Source organism: Enterobacter sp. T1-1 (genome assembly GCF_000710795.1).
Lineage (GTDB): Bacteria > Pseudomonadota > Gammaproteobacteria > Enterobacterales > Enterobacteriaceae > Enterobacter > Enterobacter cloacae.
On the sequence record NZ_JALW01000020.1, the window covers coordinates 41,731 to 58,318 of the forward strand.

At 57.0% G+C, this 16,588-nt stretch carries 12 protein-coding genes; 7 read left to right on the forward strand and 5 right to left on the reverse strand.

Annotated elements, in window-relative coordinates; all coding sequences use genetic code 11:
• Positions 1-22: 22 nt before the first annotated feature.
• From motA to AK59_RS0108460, 5 genes are all read left to right on the forward strand, one after another.
• Positions 23-919 (forward strand): flagellar motor stator protein MotA, encoded by an 897-nt coding sequence (motA, locus tag AK59_RS0108440; RefSeq protein WP_029882545.1) that lies wholly within the window; start codon positions 23-25, stop codon positions 917-919.
• A complete protein-coding gene (motB, locus tag AK59_RS0108445; protein WP_029882546.1) occupies positions 916-1,821 on the forward strand; it encodes a flagellar motor protein MotB in 906 nt (301 codons plus the stop codon). Before motA ends, motB begins: the two co-directional genes overlap by 4 nt.
• A complete protein-coding gene (cheA, locus tag AK59_RS0108450) occupies positions 1,808-3,736 on the forward strand; it encodes a chemotaxis protein CheA (RefSeq protein ID WP_029882547.1) in 1,929 nt (642 codons plus the stop codon). Before motB ends, cheA begins: the two co-directional genes overlap by 14 nt.
• Positions 3,733-4,245: a chemotaxis protein CheW gene (locus AK59_RS0108455; protein ID WP_029882548.1), complete on the forward strand. Its 513-nt coding sequence runs from the start codon at positions 3,733-3,735 to the stop codon at positions 4,243-4,245. Before cheA ends, AK59_RS0108455 begins: the two co-directional genes overlap by 4 nt.
• Before the next feature lie 110 nt (positions 4,246-4,355).
• Positions 4,356-5,258, forward strand: a complete 903-nt coding sequence (locus tag AK59_RS0108460) for a LysR family transcriptional regulator (protein WP_029882549.1) — start codon at positions 4,356-4,358, stop codon at positions 5,256-5,258.
• On the opposite strand, the gene AK59_RS0108465 is transcribed toward AK59_RS0108460, so the two are convergent.
• The 3 genes from AK59_RS0108465 to AK59_RS0108475 all read right to left on the reverse strand — a co-directional run bounded on the left by AK59_RS0108465 (position 5,230) and on the right by AK59_RS0108475 (position 8,960).
• Entirely contained in the window at positions 5,230-6,021 is a 792-nt protein-coding gene (locus AK59_RS0108465) for a substrate-binding domain-containing protein (protein ID WP_029882550.1), read from the reverse strand. The two genes, AK59_RS0108460 and AK59_RS0108465, sit on opposite strands and share 29 nt — an antisense overlap.
• A gap of 1 nt (position 6,022) precedes the next feature.
• Positions 6,023-7,321 (reverse strand): MFS transporter, encoded by a 1,299-nt coding sequence (locus AK59_RS0108470; protein WP_029882551.1) that lies wholly within the window; start codon positions 7,319-7,321, stop codon positions 6,023-6,025.
• A 340-nt stretch (positions 7,322-7,661) separates the two neighbouring features.
• Positions 7,662-8,960, reverse strand: a complete 1,299-nt coding sequence (locus AK59_RS0108475) for a serine hydrolase domain-containing protein (RefSeq protein WP_029882552.1) — start codon at positions 8,958-8,960, stop codon at positions 7,662-7,664.
• 94 nt (positions 8,961-9,054) lie between these two features.
• Between AK59_RS0108475 and AK59_RS0108480 the strand changes: the two genes are divergently transcribed.
• Positions 9,055-9,957 (forward strand): LysR family transcriptional regulator, encoded by a 903-nt coding sequence (locus AK59_RS0108480; RefSeq protein ID WP_029882553.1) that lies wholly within the window; start codon positions 9,055-9,057, stop codon positions 9,955-9,957.
• Here the strand turns inward: AK59_RS0108480 and fumA are convergent.
• Both fumA and AK59_RS0108490 read right to left on the reverse strand, forming a co-directional pair.
• Entirely contained in the window at positions 9,946-11,595 is a 1,650-nt protein-coding gene (gene fumA, locus AK59_RS0108485; protein ID WP_029882554.1) for a class I fumarate hydratase FumA, read from the reverse strand. The genes AK59_RS0108480 and fumA overlap by 12 nt on opposite strands.
• Before the next feature lie 52 nt (positions 11,596-11,647).
• Positions 11,648-13,156 carry an anion permease gene (locus AK59_RS0108490; RefSeq protein ID WP_013097758.1) on the reverse strand — a complete coding sequence of 503 codons (1,509 nt, stop codon included), beginning with the start codon at positions 13,154-13,156 and terminating at the stop codon, positions 11,648-11,650.
• 608 nt (positions 13,157-13,764) lie between these two features.
• On the opposite strand from AK59_RS0108490, the gene AK59_RS0108495 reads away from it, so the two are divergent.
• On the forward strand, positions 13,765-16,545 hold the full coding sequence (locus AK59_RS0108495; RefSeq protein ID WP_029882555.1) for a flavocytochrome c: 2,781 nt from the start codon (positions 13,765-13,767) through the stop codon (positions 16,543-16,545).
• The last annotated feature ends 43 nt before the right edge of the window (positions 16,546-16,588 follow it).

Consider the following 16,588-nt stretch of genomic DNA (forward strand, 5'->3'; position numbering starts at 1 on the left):
CAAAAAAGTAAAAGGAGAGAGTGTGTTAGTTATTGTTGGCTATCTTGTTGTCATATTGACCGTTTTTGGTGGTTTTCTTCTGTCCGGCGGTAACCTGATGGCGCTGTTTCAGCCGCTGGAATTGCTGATTATCGGCGGTGCCGGGGTCGGGGCGTTTATTGTCGGCAACAATATTAAATCCCTGAAGTCGACGGGGAAGGCGCTGGTTAAAATCTTTGTCGGTAAGCGCTACAACAAAGCGGTGTATATGGATTTGATGGCGCTGATGTTTCTGCTGCTCTCCCAGAGCCGCGTTCACGGGCTGATGTCGCTGGAAAAGGACATTGAAGACCCGCAGAACAGCGATATTTTCAGCGCCTATCCCCGCCTGATGAGCGACCCAATGCTCGCCAACTTTATCCTCGACTACTTCCGTCTGATGATTGGCGGCAGCATGAATTCCCATGAAATCGAAGCCCTGATGGACGAGGAGATCGAAACCTGTGAAGAAGAGCTGGAAGTGCCCGCCCACAGCCTGAACACGGTTGGCGATGCGTTTCCGGCATTCGGTATTGTAGCGGCGGTAATGGGGGTGGTTAACGCGCTGGGGTCGGCGGATCGCCCGGCGGCGGAGCTGGGTATGCTGATTGGCCACGCGCTGGTGGGCACCTTCCTCGGGATCCTTATCGCTTATGGTTTTGTCTTACCGCTGGCGACGTTGCTGCGCCAGAAGAGTTCTGACCAGGTCAAAATTTTGCAGTGCATTAAGGTAACGCTGCTCTCCAGCCTGAATGGTTATGCCCCGCAGATTGCGGTTGAGTTTGGTCGTAAAACCATCTTTACCAGCGAACGCCCGTCGTTTGAAGAGCTTGAAGAGCACGTGCGTGAAGTCAAATCTAACGCCACGCTGAAAACCAAAACCTCGGACGGCGCCGCATGAAGAACGTCACGCCTGTCATCATTTCACGTAAGCGTAAGAAAAAGAAACATGCCCACCACGGTGGGACATGGAAGATTGCCTATGCCGATTTTATGACCGCGATGATGGCGTTCTTTCTGGTGATGTGGCTGCTGTCGCAGTCCACGGACATGGAAAGGGAGCTCATTGCCGATTACTTCCGTATGCCGCTGAAGCCCTCGATGGCCAACGGCGATAAAACCAGCCTGAGCGACAGCGTCATTCCCGGGGGAGGGGATGACATTCTCAAGCGGCAGGGTGAGGTGTTTAAAGGACAAATTGCCAGTATCGATAAGCACAAGCGCTTCGAAAGCCTGAAGCAGGCGAAAGAGAAGCTGCAGAAGATGATCGAAACCGATCCGCGGCTGAATAACTTTAAATCCAACATTCTGCTCAACCTCACCAACGACGGTCTGCTGATCCAGATCACCGACTCGCAGGACCGCCCGATGTTCCGCGTCGGCAGCGAACTGCCGGAATCCTACATGAACGGCATTCTGCAGGCGCTGGTGCCGCTGCTGCAGGAGTTGCCAAACGCGTTGAGCCTGACGGGGCACACCGATTCGCTGCCGTATGCCGGTGGCGACGGCGGATACAGCAACTGGGAGCTATCCGCCGGGCGCGCAAATGCCGCCCGCCGGGTGTTGATCCGGGGCGGCCTTAACGATGAACGCTTCTTACGCGTGATTGGCACCGCCAGCCGAATGCCGCTGGAGAACACATCCCCGGACAGTGCGGTGAACCGCCGCATCAGCATTTTGGTGCTCAGCCGCTCGAAAGAGCAGGAGATCCGTCTGGAAGATACGCAGGCCCAGCGTGCAGATAGCGTGCTGAGCGATATCAATCTGCAAAACGTGCAGGGCTATACCGATGGACATGAATGATTTTTCGCAGATCTTCTTTACCGAGGCGGAAGAACTGCTGACTGAGATGGAGCAGCTTTTGCTGCAGCTTGACATAGAAGCACCGGACCAGGAGCAACTGAACGCCATCTTTCGTGCGGCACACTCGCTGAAAGGGGGCGCGGCAACCTTTGGCTTTACCGCATTACAGGAGACGACCCACCTGCTGGAGAACCTCCTTGACCAGGCGCGGGCAGGGGAGAGAACGCTCAGTCGCTCAATCATCAACCTTTTTCTGGAATGTAAGGACATTATGCAAGCGCAGCTGGAAGCCTATCAGTCTTCGCAGGAGCCTGATGAAGCCCGTTATCGCTATATCTGTGAAGCCCTGAGGGAGATTGCCCTTGAAGGCCAGCAGCCTGTGACGCCAGCCGAACCCGCGCCAGCGTCTGCCAGCACGACGCAGGAAACGGAAACCACACTGGTGGTGACCCTGCGTAACGTCGGGGCGCGCGAACAGACGACGCTGCGCGACGAGCTGACCAACATGGGCGAGGTGACAGACGTTGAGGCGACGTCAGACAGCATGACGGTCACGCTACAGACCTCTGCCTCGGCGGAGGATATCACTGCCGTGCTCTGCTTTGTGCTTGACAGCAAGCAGATTGAGATACGTTCTGCAGAAGCCACTCCGCCGGTACCAACGCCTGCTGCGCTACCTCAAACCGTTATCAAAAAAGCGCCTCCTGCACCACGCGCAGCCAGTCAGGAGTCGGGCAGCATTCGCGTGGCGGTGAGTAAAGTCGACCAGATCATCAACCAGGTCGGTGAGCTGATTATCACCCAGGCAATGCTCTCCCAGCTGTCGAAAACCCTCGATCCGGCCAGCTACGATTTGCTGTCCGGCTGCGTGGCGCAGATGGAGCGCAACACCCGCGAGCTGCAGGAGTCGGTGATGTCCATCCGTATGATGCCGATGGACTACGTTTTTAGCCGCTTCCCGCGGCTGGTGCACGACCTGGGCGCTCGCCTGAATAAAGAGGTCGAACTGACCCTGAAAGGCGGTTCCGCCGAGCTGGATAAGAGCCTGATTGAGCGCATTATCGACCCGCTTACCCACCTGGTGCGTAACAGCCTCGACCACGGCATTGAAGAGAAAGAGGTGCGCGCCGCAAAAGGCAAACCGGTGACCGGGAACCTGACGCTTTCAGCCGAACACCACGGCGGCAATATCGTGATTGAGGTCAGCGACGACGGTGCCGGGCTGAACCGGGAGAAAATTCTCGCCAAAGCCCGCTCTCAGGGGATGACCATCAGCGACACCATGAGTGATGACGACGTGTGGATGCTGATCTTCGCCGCCGGTTTCTCTACCGCCGAGAGCGTGACGGATGTCTCCGGGCGTGGCGTCGGCATGGACGTGGTGCGACGCAACATTCTGGCGATGGGCGGCCACGTGGACGTGCTCTCGACGCCGGGGGCCGGGACCACCATTCGCATTATTCTGCCGCTGACGCTGGCGATCCTCGACGGCATGCTGGTGAAGGTGGGGGACGAGATTTACGTCCTGCCGCTGGGCGCGGTGATGGAGTCGCTGCGGCCGACCGACGACATGCTGTGCCGCTTTGTCGGCGAAGAGCGTCTGCTGCAGGTGCGCGGCGAATATCTGCCGCTGGTGCTGCTGCGCCAGCGCCTCTCGGTGGCGGGCGAAGCGCCTGCCGATGACGGCATTGTGGTTATTGTGCAAAGCGCGGGCTGCCGCTATGCGCTGTGGGTCGATCAGCTTATCGGCCAGCAGCAGGTGGTGGTTAAGAACCTCGAACATAACTATCGCAAAGTGCCTGGCGTCTCTGCAGCGACCATCCTCGGTGATGGCAGCGTGGCGCTGATCCTTGATGTGGTTGAGCTTTCAACGCTCAACGCTCCACAACCCCAGAGGGAGGGGGTAAACGCATGACTGTAGCAACCGCCAGTAAACCCGCCGCAACCGACGCCATCGCCCAGGAGTACCTCGTATTCCGCCTGGGCGATGAAGAGTACGGCATTGATATTCTTAAAGTGCAGGAGATCCGTGGCTGCGATCGCCTCACACGCATTCCGAACGCGCCGAACTTTATTACCGGCGTAACCAACCTGCGCGGCGTGATTGTGCCGATTGTCGATCTGCGCGTGCGCTTTGATCTGCCCGATCCGTCACAGGACGACAAAACGGTGGTCATCGTGCTCAATCTGAACGATCGCGTGGTGGGTATCGTGGTTGACGGCGTGGCAGACGTGCTGTCGATAGATGTGGATAACATCAAGCCGACCCCGGACGTGGCCTCGGTGCTCTCTGGCCGCTACCTGCTTGGGCTGGGCGTGCTCGACAGTCGAATGATTATTCTGGTGAATATTGAGATGCTGCTGAGCCGTGAAGAGATGGCGCTGGTGGATTCGGTGACCGAGTCATATATCGACTCCCGCTAAGGCGCATCGCGCTTTCTGGATATGCATCAGCGGTGGAGGTTGCCGCTGATTCATAAGTCGCTATTATGAATATTCGAGTTTCCAGAAAGCGCTAAGGATTGCCAGAATCTATGCCCGTCAATTTCGACCTCAACGATCTTTATGCCTTCAGAGCGCTGGTGGAGTACGGTAACTTCCGTATTGCCGCGGAATCTATCTGCCTCTCCCAGTCCGCCTTAAGCCGCCGCATTGAAAAGCTGGAGACCGCCGTCGGCGCGAAACTGTTCGACAGAACCACCCGGCGCGTGACGCTGACGCTCTTCGGGCAGACCTTTGCCGACCGCTGCGGGCAGCTTCTGGAAAACGTGGAAACGATGCTGGCGGATATCGACAAGGTGAGCGAGGAGCGCACCGGGCTAATTACCGTTGCCACCGTGCCTTCGGCGGCTTGCCATTTTATGCCGGAGGTGATCCGCCAGTTTCATCGCCGCTATCCGCGCGTGCGCATCAAGCTTATCGACAGCAGCGCGGGCAACGTCATTGACGCGGTGGCCAGCGGGCAGGCGGATTTTGGCATCTGTTTTGCGAGGAGCCTGCAGCCAGATCTCACCTTTATTCCGCTGGTGGAGGATGTATACGTCGCCGCGTGTCGTCGCGATCATCCGCTGGCGGGACGCAAGAGTCTGACCTGGCAGGCGTTTTATCAGCAGGATTACATCAGCCTGGACATTACATCGGGCAACCGGAATCTGCTCGATCAGATGCTCGGCCATATTAAGCCGGAGCGCCCGGGGATCTGCGAGACGCGCCACGTCACCACGATGCTGGGAATGGTGGAGGCGGGGATTGGTATTGCTGCCGTCCCCGCCATGTCAATGCCGCACTCTGAGCACTCCTTCCTGACGCACATTCCGCTGACCGAGCCCGAGGTCAAACGCACTGTCGGGCTGATCCGGCGCAGCGGGCGTATTCAGTCGTGGATTGCCGCTGAGCTGGAAACACTCATTACTGCGCGTTATCGCGCGGCGGAGTGACTGGGAGCATCCCGGTGGCGGTGATGGTCTCCTGCGCGTTTGCTGATGCGAGGTAATCCAGCAGCGCTTTACCTTCGGAAGGATGCTCCGCGTGAGCGGTGACCGCGCCGGCAAAACGGGTGATGTACTGCAGGTTATCCGGCAGTTTGCCAACAAAGGTTACGCCGGGCACGGGTAACAACTCGCTGACCTGCTGGAAACCCACGGCGTATTTCCCTTTTGCCACCTCAGAGGCGACCGGGATGCGCTCCACCTTATGCGCTTTGCCCTCTACCTGTGCTTCAATCCCCAGCTTTTTGAAGAGCTCTGTTTGCACATACCGGCCGCTGGCGCTGTCGGAATAGGCGATGGCGCTGGCCTTAAGCAGGGTCTGTTTTAGCGCGCTATCGGTCGCGATATCCGGTACCGGCGAGCCGGCTTTCACCACCACGCCGATGGGCGAATCCGCCAGCTCAACGCGCGAACCTTCTTTGACCATCCGGTCCTTCGCCAGGTGCGCCAGCGCATCACCCACCATAATCACCACGTCTGCTTTTTCACCGCGCGCCAGTCGGTTGGGGATCGCCTGCGGCGTCTGTCCCATCGACGGCCCCGGGATCAGCACGATATGGTCGCCCGTCCGGGCTTCATACTGGGGGGCGAGTTTTTCCAGCGCGGCCTTAAAACCGCCTGAAATCATGACCGTCACCTCCTGGGCCAGCGCGCCTGCGCTGGTCGCCAGTATTACCAGCCCGGTCAGACCTGAACGTACAAATGTGCGCATATTATCCTCTCTGTACTTGCAGACGCATCGCGCTGCGACGGTAGAGATAAAGCGTTGCCAGCAACGCGCAGATCGCCGCGAAGCTCATCCAGTAGCCCGGGGAGGCTTTATCGCCGGTGTACTCAATCAGGGCCGTTGAAATGACCGGTGTAAACCCGCCGAAGATCGCGGTAGCAAGGCTATACGCCAGTGAGAAACCGGCAACACGCACTTCAACCGGCATGATCTCCGTCAGCGCCGGGATCATCGCGCCGTTATAGAGGCCATAGAGGAAGGAGAGCCACAGCAATACGCTCAGCATCATGGAGAAGCTCGGTGCCTGCGCCAGCAGCGTCAGGGCCGGATAGCTGGTTGCCAGCGCCAGCAGCGTCATGGCAACCAGCACCGGTTTACGGCCGAAGCGGTCCGACAGGGCACCGCCCACCGGCAGCCAGATAAAGTTGGAGATGGCCACCAGCAGCGTCACCAGCAGGCTGTCGGAGGCGCTGAGCATTAACACTTTTTTGCCGAAGGTAGGCGCATAGACGGTGATCAGGTAGAACGCGGTGGTGGTCATGGCGACCATCAGCATGCCCGCGACCACAACCGGCCAGTTCGCCAGCAGGGTGGTAAAGACCTGACGCATCGCCAGCGTGTGACGGCGGGTGCGAAACTCTTCGGTCTCTTCCAGCTTGCGGCGCAGGAAGAAGATAAACGGCACAATCAGGCAGCCGAACAGGAACGGGATCCGCCAGCCCCATTCACGAATGGCGCTCTCTTCCAGCATCGCGTTCAGCGCAAAGCCCATTGCGGCGGCCACCATAATCGCCACCTGCTGACTGCCGGACTGCCAGCTGGTAAAGAAGCCTTTGCGACCCGGCGTGGCAATTTCAGCCAGGTAGACCGACACGCCGCCAAGCTCCGCCCCGGCGGAAAAGCCCTGCAGCAAGCGTCCAGCCAGCACCAGCAGTGGCGCCCACAGGCCGATGCTCTCATAAGAGGGGATCAGCACAATCAGGAAGGTGCCGGCCGCCATAATCGACAGGGTGGTGATTAACCCTTTACGGCGACCCACCTTGTCGATGTAAGCCCCGAGGACAATCGCGCCAATGGGGCGCATTAAGAAGCCTGCGCCGAAGACGGCGAAGGTCATCATCAGCGAGGCAAACTCACTGCTCGCCGGGAAGAAGGTATGCGCGATGTAGGTGGCATAGAACCCGAACAGGAAGAAGTCGAATTGCTCAAGGAAATTGCCCGAGGTGACGCGAAGTATCGCGCCCGCTCTTGCGCGAACGGTTGCAGGTGGGGTTGAGGAAATCATGGTCGTCTCCAGTTTTTTATTGACGTGTTGTCCGTCTGTTTCTGAAAACTGGCGCATTAAACGGAAATTAATAAGCGCAAATCACGCATTAACTGATGCGTACTGCACATCAATGACAGGACGTTGACCGGGATTTACATACCTAACAATAACTTAACAATTCCTTGATTTTTCATTCACCATAATTCGCTAAGTGGCTGATATCGCTATTTTGTGATATCGCGCAGAAGGGCAGAGTAGCCGCTGCTCTTGTCGGGTGGCGCTTCGCTTACCCGACCTGTGAATTTTGTAGGCCCGTGCAAGCGTAGCGCCGCCGGGCAAAACTGGCAGAGCGCTCTATTCAGCGCAGCGCCTGTGCAATCGCGCTAAACATCAGCGACGCTTCCAGCGGCTGGGCGCTGAAAGACGGCTCCGCCTGCGGCCAGGTGGACCACTGGACGATCACCAGGTTTTCCTTTTGATTCACCATAATCATCTGGCCAAAAATCCCCAGCGCCCAGAGTGAATCTTTCAGGGAATCCTCTGGCGCGGGCTTAACGTCTTTTGCCGTGGCGGGCACCTCGTTATTCCACCACTGATAGCCGTACAACCCTTTCGGATGCGCGTCTGAGACGGAACCTTTCGCCTGCGTCCAGTCTGACGACTCTTTTACCCAGCCGTCAGGCAGGATCTGTTTGCCCGAAGGGAGCGTACCGTTATGCAGGATAAATTCGCCGAAGCGGCCCCAGTCTTCCAGCGTGGCGTTAAAGCCGTGCGCGCCGACATCGTGCTGGCCTTTACGATAGGCATGCCACACGCCGTCGTTCGCCATCCCGTACGGCTGCCAGATGCTTTTCTCCAGGTACGCCGCCAGCGTCATACCGGTGGCGCGCTCCAGCACGTCACCCAGCAGCCACGCGCCACCCGATGAATAGGACCAGTTCTCTCCGGCCGGATGTTCCCGACGTAATCCTTTCACCAGCTTACGCACGCAGTCGTAGGTGCCCGGCTTCGCTTCGCATTCGGTGAGCTGCGCGAAATCAGACTGTGGGTTGGTGTAGTCTTCGTTCCACGCCACGCCAGAGGTGTGAGTGATCAGCTGTCTCAGCGTCACGCCATCCCACGCCGTGCCTTTTAAATCGGGTTCGTAGCGGGTGATAAGATCGTCAAGGGAGTGGATTTTGCCCTCTTTAAGGGCGACCCCGACCAGCGCAGAGACCACGGATTTCCCCACCGAACGTGATGTCCAGAGCGTGGAATCGGTATTGCCTTCACCCAGATATTTCCACGCTATTTTGCCGTCCTTCAGCACCAGCATGCCGCTGACGTTCTGGCGCTTCACGTAATCCTGGAGGGTATAAGTCTTGCCATTAACCTGATACCGGGCGTCGGTAAGCGGTTTCTCTGCTGCCAGCAGCGGTGTGGCCTTTCCGTGGCGGAAAACATCGCCCGCGTAGTTGCGATAGTCGTTACGAAAGCCCACCACGCGATCCGCCTGACTCCAGGTGAGCATGCTGTGCGTGTCGGGAAGGGTTGCGTCAAACGGTGCAGGACACTGGTTGAGGTCGGTGCCGTGACAGGCAGCCATAACGGCAGGGGATAAGAGGCTGCTGACCACCAGTGCGGCGAGCAGGCTGCGGTTTAACGTTTTGTTTTTCATGTTTATCTCGTTTGGTTCAGGAAGGACTTCAGTTTAAGAAGCCGCGCCCTATAATAAAAAACGGGTTATGGGGGAAATTCCCCCGAAAAACGGAATGAAGGGAGAGGAGGCGATGGTCTATTCATTTGCCCAACTGGAGGCGTTTACTGCGGTGGCAGAGCACGGCAGCCTGATGAAGGCGGCCATTAAGCTCGATAAAGACCGTACGACCCTGCGCGATCTGATCGATTTTCTTGAGGACGGGCTGGGTTATGCCCTGTTCCTGCGCGAGGGACGCAGCGTGCGGCTAACGCCTGAAGGGGAACAGCTTCAGCGACAGGCGCACCTGCTGATGCGTCAGGTGAAAGCCTTTGAGGCCTTTGCCAGAGCGGTGCCGGACAGCGCGACGCAAGACATTGCCCTTGTTTACGATCCGTTCACTCCCCGGGCTTTTCTGCAGGCGCTGATTGCAGAAATGGCGGCACAAAAAATACGCCTGAGCCTGACCAGCGCGTCGCGTGACGAGGCGGAAGCTCTGCTGGCGAGCGGAGAGGCGGATTTAGGTATCTGCCAGGCGCGCAACCGTAGCGTGGGCAATGAGATGGAGTGGCGGGCTTTGGGAGCCATCGACATGGATTTTTATGCCGCAGACGCGCTTTTTGCGAAGGTTGCCACGCCGGTTTCGCTGCTCGATCTCTCTCTGGTTCCGCAGGTGGTTATGCATGCCGCGTCAGATGAACCGGTTGCCCGTCGTCTGCAAATTGCCGGGCATACCCTTTTCTCTAATGAAATTGAGATGCTGCGCGGCCTGCTGGAACAGGGCTGTGGCTGGGGCTTTTTGCCGACCCATCTTCATGCGACGCAGTGGAAAAACGTAAAAAGGCTGCCCACCGAAGTGGGCAGCCAGGGGATAAGTCAGACGATGGTCACTATCTGGAAGCCGGGCAGCGACAAGCGTGAGCGGATCAATCAAACATTGTCGCGGCTGCCGGCACTATGGAAACGCTCAGCGCTGTGAACATCCCTGGCACTGTTTGTTCTGGATCTGCTGGAAGAAGTCGTTACCTTTGTCATCCACCAGGATAAACGCCGGGAAGTTCTCCACTTCAATTTTCCAGATGGCTTCCATTCCCAGTTCCGGATACGCCACGCACTCCAGGCTCTTGATGCTGTTTTGCGCCAGTACCGCCGCCGGGCCGCCGATGCTGCCCAGGTAGAAGCCGCCGTGTTTGTGGCAGGCATCCGTCACCTGCTGGCTGCGGTTGCCTTTGGCCAGCATGATCATGCTCGCGCCGTGGGACTGCAGTAAATCCACATACGAGTCCATGCGGCCCGCAGTGGTTGGGCCGAGGGAGCCGGAGGCATAACCTTCCGGTGTTTTGGCCGGGCCCGCGTAGTAAATCGGATGGTCTTTAACGTACTGCGGCAGTTCCTCGCCGTTGTCGAGCAGCTCTTTCAGCTTCGCGTGGGCGATATCACGCGCCACGATGATGGTGCCGTTCAGCGACAGGCGGGTAGAGACCGGGGGCGCGGAAAGTTGCGCCAGGATCTCGTTCATCGGCTTGTTGAGGTTGATGCTGACCACGTCGCCTTCGCCCTGCTGGCGCAGCGATTCAGGAATGTACTGACCCGGGTTGTGCTCCAGTTTTTCAATCCAGATCCCGTCGCGGTTGATTTTCGCTTTGATGTTACGGTCTGCGGAGCAGGAGACACCCATGCCGATTGGGCAGGAGGCACCGTGGCGCGGCAGACGGATCACGCGGATATCGTGAGCGAAGTATTTACCACCAAACTGCGCACCCAGACCCAGGTTCTGCGCTTCCTGGAGCAGTTCCTGTTCGAGCTGAACATCGCGGAACGCCTGGCCGTGTTCGTTCCCCTCGGTGGGCAGGGCGTCGTAGTAGCGGGTGGAGGCCAGCTTCACCGTTTTCAGCGTCGCTTCCGCGGAGGTTCCGCCAATCACGAAGGCAATATGGTAAGGTGGACAGGCCGCGGTACCCAGGGTACGCATTTTCTCCACCAGATAGTTTTTCAGCTTCGCCGGAGTGATCAGCGCTTTGGTTTCCTGATAGAGGTAGGTTTTGTTGGCTGAACCGCCGCCTTTCGCCATGCAGAGGAATTTGTACTCGTCGCCGTCGACGCTGTAGAGATCGATCTGCGCAGGCAGGTTGGTGCCGGTGTTCACCTCTTTATACATATCCAGCGCCGCGTTCTGGGAGTAGCGCAGGTTGTCTTCGATGTAGGTATTGTACACCCCCTGACTCAGCGCGGCTTCATCGCCACCGCCGGTCCAGACACGCTGGCCTTTTTTACCCATGATGATCGCCGTGCCGGTATCCTGGCAGGTTGGCAGCACGCCTTTAGCGGCGATTTCAGAGTTACGCAGGAACTGCAGGGCAACGTACTTATCGTTCTGGCTCGCTTCCGGGTCGTTAAGAATGGCGGCGACCTGCTTCTGATGGGAAGGACGCAGCATAAACGCAGCATCGTGGAACGCCTGCTGTGCCAGCAGCGTCAGCGCCTCTGGCTCGACTTTCAGGACTTCCTGACCGTCGAACTCGGCAACGGAGACGTGCTCTTTGGTCAGCAGATAGTATTCGGTGTCGTCGTGCGCGAGTGGGAAGGGGTTTTGATAAAAAAACGGTTTGTTTGACATAGCTTGCTCCAGAAAAATAAAACCGCCGGAGGAAAAGTCCGGCGGTCAGGAATCAGAACATCATGGACATCCACGGATAACCAATCAGCAGCAGGGCCGCCAGGAAGATGGCACCGAAAATAGTGCCCAGGCGCCAGTAGTCTTTGGTTGGCAGGTAGCCGCTCCCGTAGTAAATCGGGCTTGGGCCGGTACCGTATGGGGTGATGATCCCCATCACACCCAGCGAGGTCACCATCAGCAGGACGAAGACTTCCATATTCATGCCCGGAATGGTGGAGGCGATGGTCAGCATCGCCGGCAGCAGCGCGGTGGTGTGCGCGGTGGTGCTGGCAAACAGGTAGTGCAGCAGGTAGAACGCCAGCAGCAGTACGATGGTGGCAACGCCCGGCGAGATACCGCTCATTAACAGACCGCCCTCTTTACCCAGCCAGCTGATAAAGCCGGTAGAGGAGAGGCCATCCGCCAGCGCGACCAGGGTGGCGAACCAGACGAAGGTATTCCACGCGGCTTTATTGCCGGTGATATCGTTCCACTCCAGCACGCCTGTCCACAGCATCAGACCCACAATCAGCAGGGCAGCCATGGCTGGTTCAATCCACGCGGCGGCGAAGATCCACATCAGCAGCGCACAGCACACGAACACCAGCAGCAGAATTTCATTGCGGGACAGTTTGCCCAGTTTTTCCAGCTCACGGGTTGCCCACAGCGGTACTTCATTATTCACTTTGACTTCTGGCGGGTAGAACCAGTAGGCCAGCAGCGGCATAGTCAGAATCAGCAGAATGCCCAGCGGCAGGAAGGCGAGGAACCAGGTACCCCAGGAGATATCAATCCCTACCGTGCTTTTCACCAGCGCCAGTGCCAGCAGGTTCGGCGCAAGGGCGGAGAGGAACATCGAGCTGGTGATACAGGCCGCGGTGATCGCCACCCACATCAGGTACGAACCTATTTTACGCGCGCTTGGGTCGTTTGGTTTTGAGCCATACAGCGGCGGCAGGTTAGCGATGATCGGGTAGATGGTCCCGCCGCTACGTGCGGTGTTGGACGGCGTAAACGGTGCCAGCAGCAGGTCCGCGAAGGTGATGGCATAACCGAGCGTCAGGCTGCGACGGCCGAGATATTTCACCAGAATCAGCGCCAGACGGCGGCCGAAGCGGGTTTTATCATAGCCCGCGGCGAACATGAAGGCACCGAAGATCAGCCACACAGTCGAGTTACCAAACCCGCTGACCGCCCACTTAAAGGAGGCACCCGCCAGCTTGAATTTCGGGTCGGCCAGCTGTTCAGGGCTGAACAGCACCCACTGGCTGCACAGCGCAATCGCCACCACGCCGGTCAGACCGATCACCGCGCCCGGCAGCGGTTCGAAGATTAAGCCGACGATCACGCCGACAAAGATCGCGAAGTAGTGCCACGCATAAGGCGGCAGTCCTTCTGGTACCGGAACAAACAGCAGCAGGACGGCGACGATGACGGGCAATGCCATCATCAGCAGTCGTTTTGCTTTCCCATTTGATGCCTGGTTCGCCACAGGGGGCGTTACAGCAGTTTTTGTATTCATAGTTTCACGTCTTAAGTTGTCAAAAATTCGGTCGCACTGAAAAACAAAATTGCTTTCTTAAGTTTCTTTGCTTTTTTTAGTTATTAAAGGTGCTGATTTGTATTTTCAGTAATAGCGATTTAACGCATTTTGGTTTGCGCTAAATTAAAAATTGATGATGTTTTTATATTGCGCTTTTGGATGCCATAACTATTGATCGCGATCAAAAAAAGGGAATTGCAGCGGTATTTTTATGCTTTTATTAATAACCACTCTGGCGTATGTGGGTATTACGTATATTATGAGTTCAATTTATCATTTCTGTAACAATGTTGAGTTTTGATAATTTTTATCTGATTGATTTATATGGGATTTCTTGGTTTTGGTGAAATGGTTTTACCATTCGTTATTTAACGAATTTTAAATTATTGTGAATAGTTAAATTACAATCGCTAACACCAATGTGTTATTTGTGTTATCGCAGGGATTAAATAGTTTTTTAACTAACGTAATAACTTTAGAAACTAAAAAAATCATTATATTAATATCATGACATCGGCAAATAACGACGAAATAAAAAAATCAATCCGATAACGAATTCTTAATTTTTAAAGTTTGGAGTTTCAATTATGAGCACTAACGAACGTATTCTGAGCCCCTTCACATTACCGAATGGCACTGAACTGAAAAACCGTTTGTTAATGGCACCCATGACCACCTGTACCGGCTATTACGACGGCACGGTCACCAGCGAGCTGGTGGAGTACTATCGGGCCCGTTCCGGCAGCATTGGTACCATTATTGTTGAATGCTGCTTTATCGATGACCTCGGCCTTGCGTTCCCCGGCGCGATTGGTATCGATAACGACGAGAAAATCGCCGGGCTGGCGAAAATCGCGGACGCCATTAAATCCAAAGGCTCGAAAGCCCTGCTGCAGATCTACCACGGCGGCCGTATGGTCGATCCAAAACTGATCGGTGGCCGCACGCCGGTTGGCCCAAGCGCCGTTGCCGCGCCGCGTGATGGGGCCGCCACGCCGGTTGCCCTGACCGGTGAAGAAGTGGAAGGCATGATCGGCAAGTTTGGTGAAGCCGTACGCCGTGCCATCCAGGCCGGTTTCGACGGGGTTGAAATTCACGGCGCAAATACCTACCTGATTCAGCAGTTCTACTCCCCGAACTCTAACCAGCGCGACGACGAGTGGGGCGGCAGCCGCGATAACCGCGCTAAATTCTCGCTGGCGGTGCTGGATATCACGCACAAAATGGTGCGCCAGTACGCGGACGACGCGTTCATTATTGGCTACCGTTTCTCCCCTGAAGAGCTGGAAGTCCCGGGTATCCGCTTTGAAGACACCATGTACCTGCTGGAAAAACTGGCGGCGCGCGGTGTGGATTATCTGCACTTCTCCGTGGGGGCGACCCTGCGTCCTTCCATTGTCGACACCCAGGACCCAACCCCGCTCATCAAAAAATATTGCGCCATGCGTTCTGAAACCCTGGCTCAGGTTCCGGTGATGGGTGTCGGCGGCGTGGTGAATGCCGCAGACGTTAACGAGGCGCTGGATAGCGGTTACGACCTGATTGCCGTGGGCCGCGCCACCATCGCTTACCCGGACTGGACTGACCGGATCGCGGCCGGTGAGAGTCTGGAGCTGTTTATGGACAGCACCAAACGCGAAGATCTGAGCATTCCTGAACCACTGTGGCGCTTCTCGCTGGTGGAAGCGATGATCCGCGATATGAGCATGGGCGAATCAAAATTCAAACCAGGCATGTTCACTGAGAAGGTGCAGGACGATGTTAACGAACTGGTAATCAACGTTAGCCTGGAAACCGATCGCATCGCCGATATTGCGCTGGCGTCTGGCCCGAGCGAAGACGTTGAGTTTGTCACCAGCTTTGAAGAGATCCGCACCCGCATTCTGGACGCCAACACCCCGCACGTGGATGCCATCACGGGTGCAACCAGCCAGAGTGAAGCGGTGAAAAAAGCGGTCTCTAAAGCGATGCTGAAATCCAGCAAAGCGCTGGCGGCAGAAGAGGGCGCTGACCCGAACGCGACCCGCTGCGTGGATGTGGTGGTAGTGGGTAGCGGCGGTGCCGGTCTGGCCGCAGCCATTCAGGCCCACGATGAGGGCGCGAGCGTGCTGATCGTTGAGAAGATGCCAACCATCGGCGGGAACACCATCAAAGCTTCTGCCGGGATGAATGCCGCCGAGACGCGCTTCCAGCGGGTGAAAGGGATCCAGGACAGCAAAGAGTTGTTCTACCAGGAGAGCCTGAAAGGGGGCGGTAACAAGAACAACCCGGAACTGCTGCGCCGCTTCGTGGAGAATGCGCCGCAGGCGATTGAATGGCTGGCAACCCGCGGCATTATGCTGAATGACATCACCACCACCGGCGGGATGAGCATTGACCGTACGCACCGTCCAAAAGACGGCTCTGCGGTAGGCGGCTATCTGATCAGCGGCCTGGTGCGTAACGTCAACAAACGCAACATCGACGTAATGCTTGATACGTCCGTCAGCGACATCCTGTTCGAAAACGGTGAAGTCACCGGCGTGCGTCTGACCACAGAAGAGAACGAAACCCTCACCGTGACCACTAAAAGCGTCATTGTCGCCACCGGTGGCTTCAGCGCCAACAGCCAGATGGTGGTGAAATACCGCCCTGACCTGGAAGGTTTTGTCACCACCAACCACAAAGGGGCAACCGGCGGCGGTATCGCGCTGCTGGAACGCATCGGTGCCGGTACGGTAGATATGGGCGAGATCCAGATCCACCCAACCGTTGAGCAGAAAACCTCGTACCTGATTTCCGAATCCATTCGCGGCGGCGGAGCGATTCTGGTGAACCAGCAGGGGAACCGTTTCTTCAATGAAATGGAAACTCGCGATAAAGTCTCGGCTTCAATCATCGCACTGCCGGAGAAATACGCGTATATCGTCTTTGACGAGCACGTTCGTGCCAAAAACAAAGCGGCGGATGAGTACATCGCCAAAGGCTTTGTGACCAGCGCCAGCTCGCCAAAAGCCCTGGCCGAGGCGCTGGGTATGGATTACCACGCTTTCCTGGCGACCCTTGAGCGCTACAACGGCTTTGTTGAAAAACAGCATGACGATGATTTTGGCCGTACCACCGCGCTGCGTGCGCCCATCAACGAAGGGCCGTTCTACGCCATTCAGATTGCGCCGGGCGTGCACCACACCATGGGCGGCGTGACCATCAACACCGAAACCTGCGTGCTGGACAGCAACCACAACGTGCTGCCAGGGGCGTTTGCGGCCGGTGAAGTGGTCGGCGGGATCCACGGCGGTAACCGTATCGGCGGTAACGCGGTGGCAGATATCATTATTTTTGGTACGCTTGCAGGACATCAGGCGGCTATGCGTTCGAAAAAGCAGTAAGACCCCTGTGTTGTATGCCGGATACGCGCAGCGTTATCCGGCA

Excerpts from the sequence above, each read along its gene's own strand:
- AK59_RS0108480 (WP_029882553.1), top strand. The coding sequence starts at position 9,055 with ATGAAGGGAGAGGAGGCGATGGTCTATTCATTTGCCCAACTGGAGGCG.
- AK59_RS0108490 (WP_013097758.1), bottom strand. The coding sequence starts at position 13,156 with ATGAATACAAAAACTGCTGTAACGCCCCCTGTGGCGAACCAGGCATCA.
- motB (WP_029882546.1), top strand. The coding sequence starts at position 916 with ATGAAGAACGTCACGCCTGTCATCATTTCACGTAAGCGTAAGAAAAAG.
- AK59_RS0108495 (WP_029882555.1), top strand. The coding sequence starts at position 13,765 with ATGAGCACTAACGAACGTATTCTGAGCCCCTTCACATTACCGAATGGC.
- cheA (WP_029882547.1), top strand. The coding sequence starts at position 1,808 with ATGGACATGAATGATTTTTCGCAGATCTTCTTTACCGAGGCGGAAGAA.
- AK59_RS0108465 (WP_029882550.1), bottom strand. The coding sequence starts at position 6,021 with ATGCGCACATTTGTACGTTCAGGTCTGACCGGGCTGGTAATACTGGCG.
- AK59_RS0108455 (WP_029882548.1), top strand. The coding sequence starts at position 3,733 with ATGACTGTAGCAACCGCCAGTAAACCCGCCGCAACCGACGCCATCGCC.
- AK59_RS0108460 (WP_029882549.1), top strand. The coding sequence starts at position 4,356 with ATGCCCGTCAATTTCGACCTCAACGATCTTTATGCCTTCAGAGCGCTG.
- fumA (WP_029882554.1), bottom strand. The coding sequence starts at position 11,595 with ATGTCAAACAAACCGTTTTTTTATCAAAACCCCTTCCCACTCGCGCAC.
- AK59_RS0108475 (WP_029882552.1), bottom strand. The coding sequence starts at position 8,960 with ATGAAAAACAAAACGTTAAACCGCAGCCTGCTCGCCGCACTGGTGGTC.
- AK59_RS0108470 (WP_029882551.1), bottom strand. The coding sequence starts at position 7,321 with ATGATTTCCTCAACCCCACCTGCAACCGTTCGCGCAAGAGCGGGCGCG.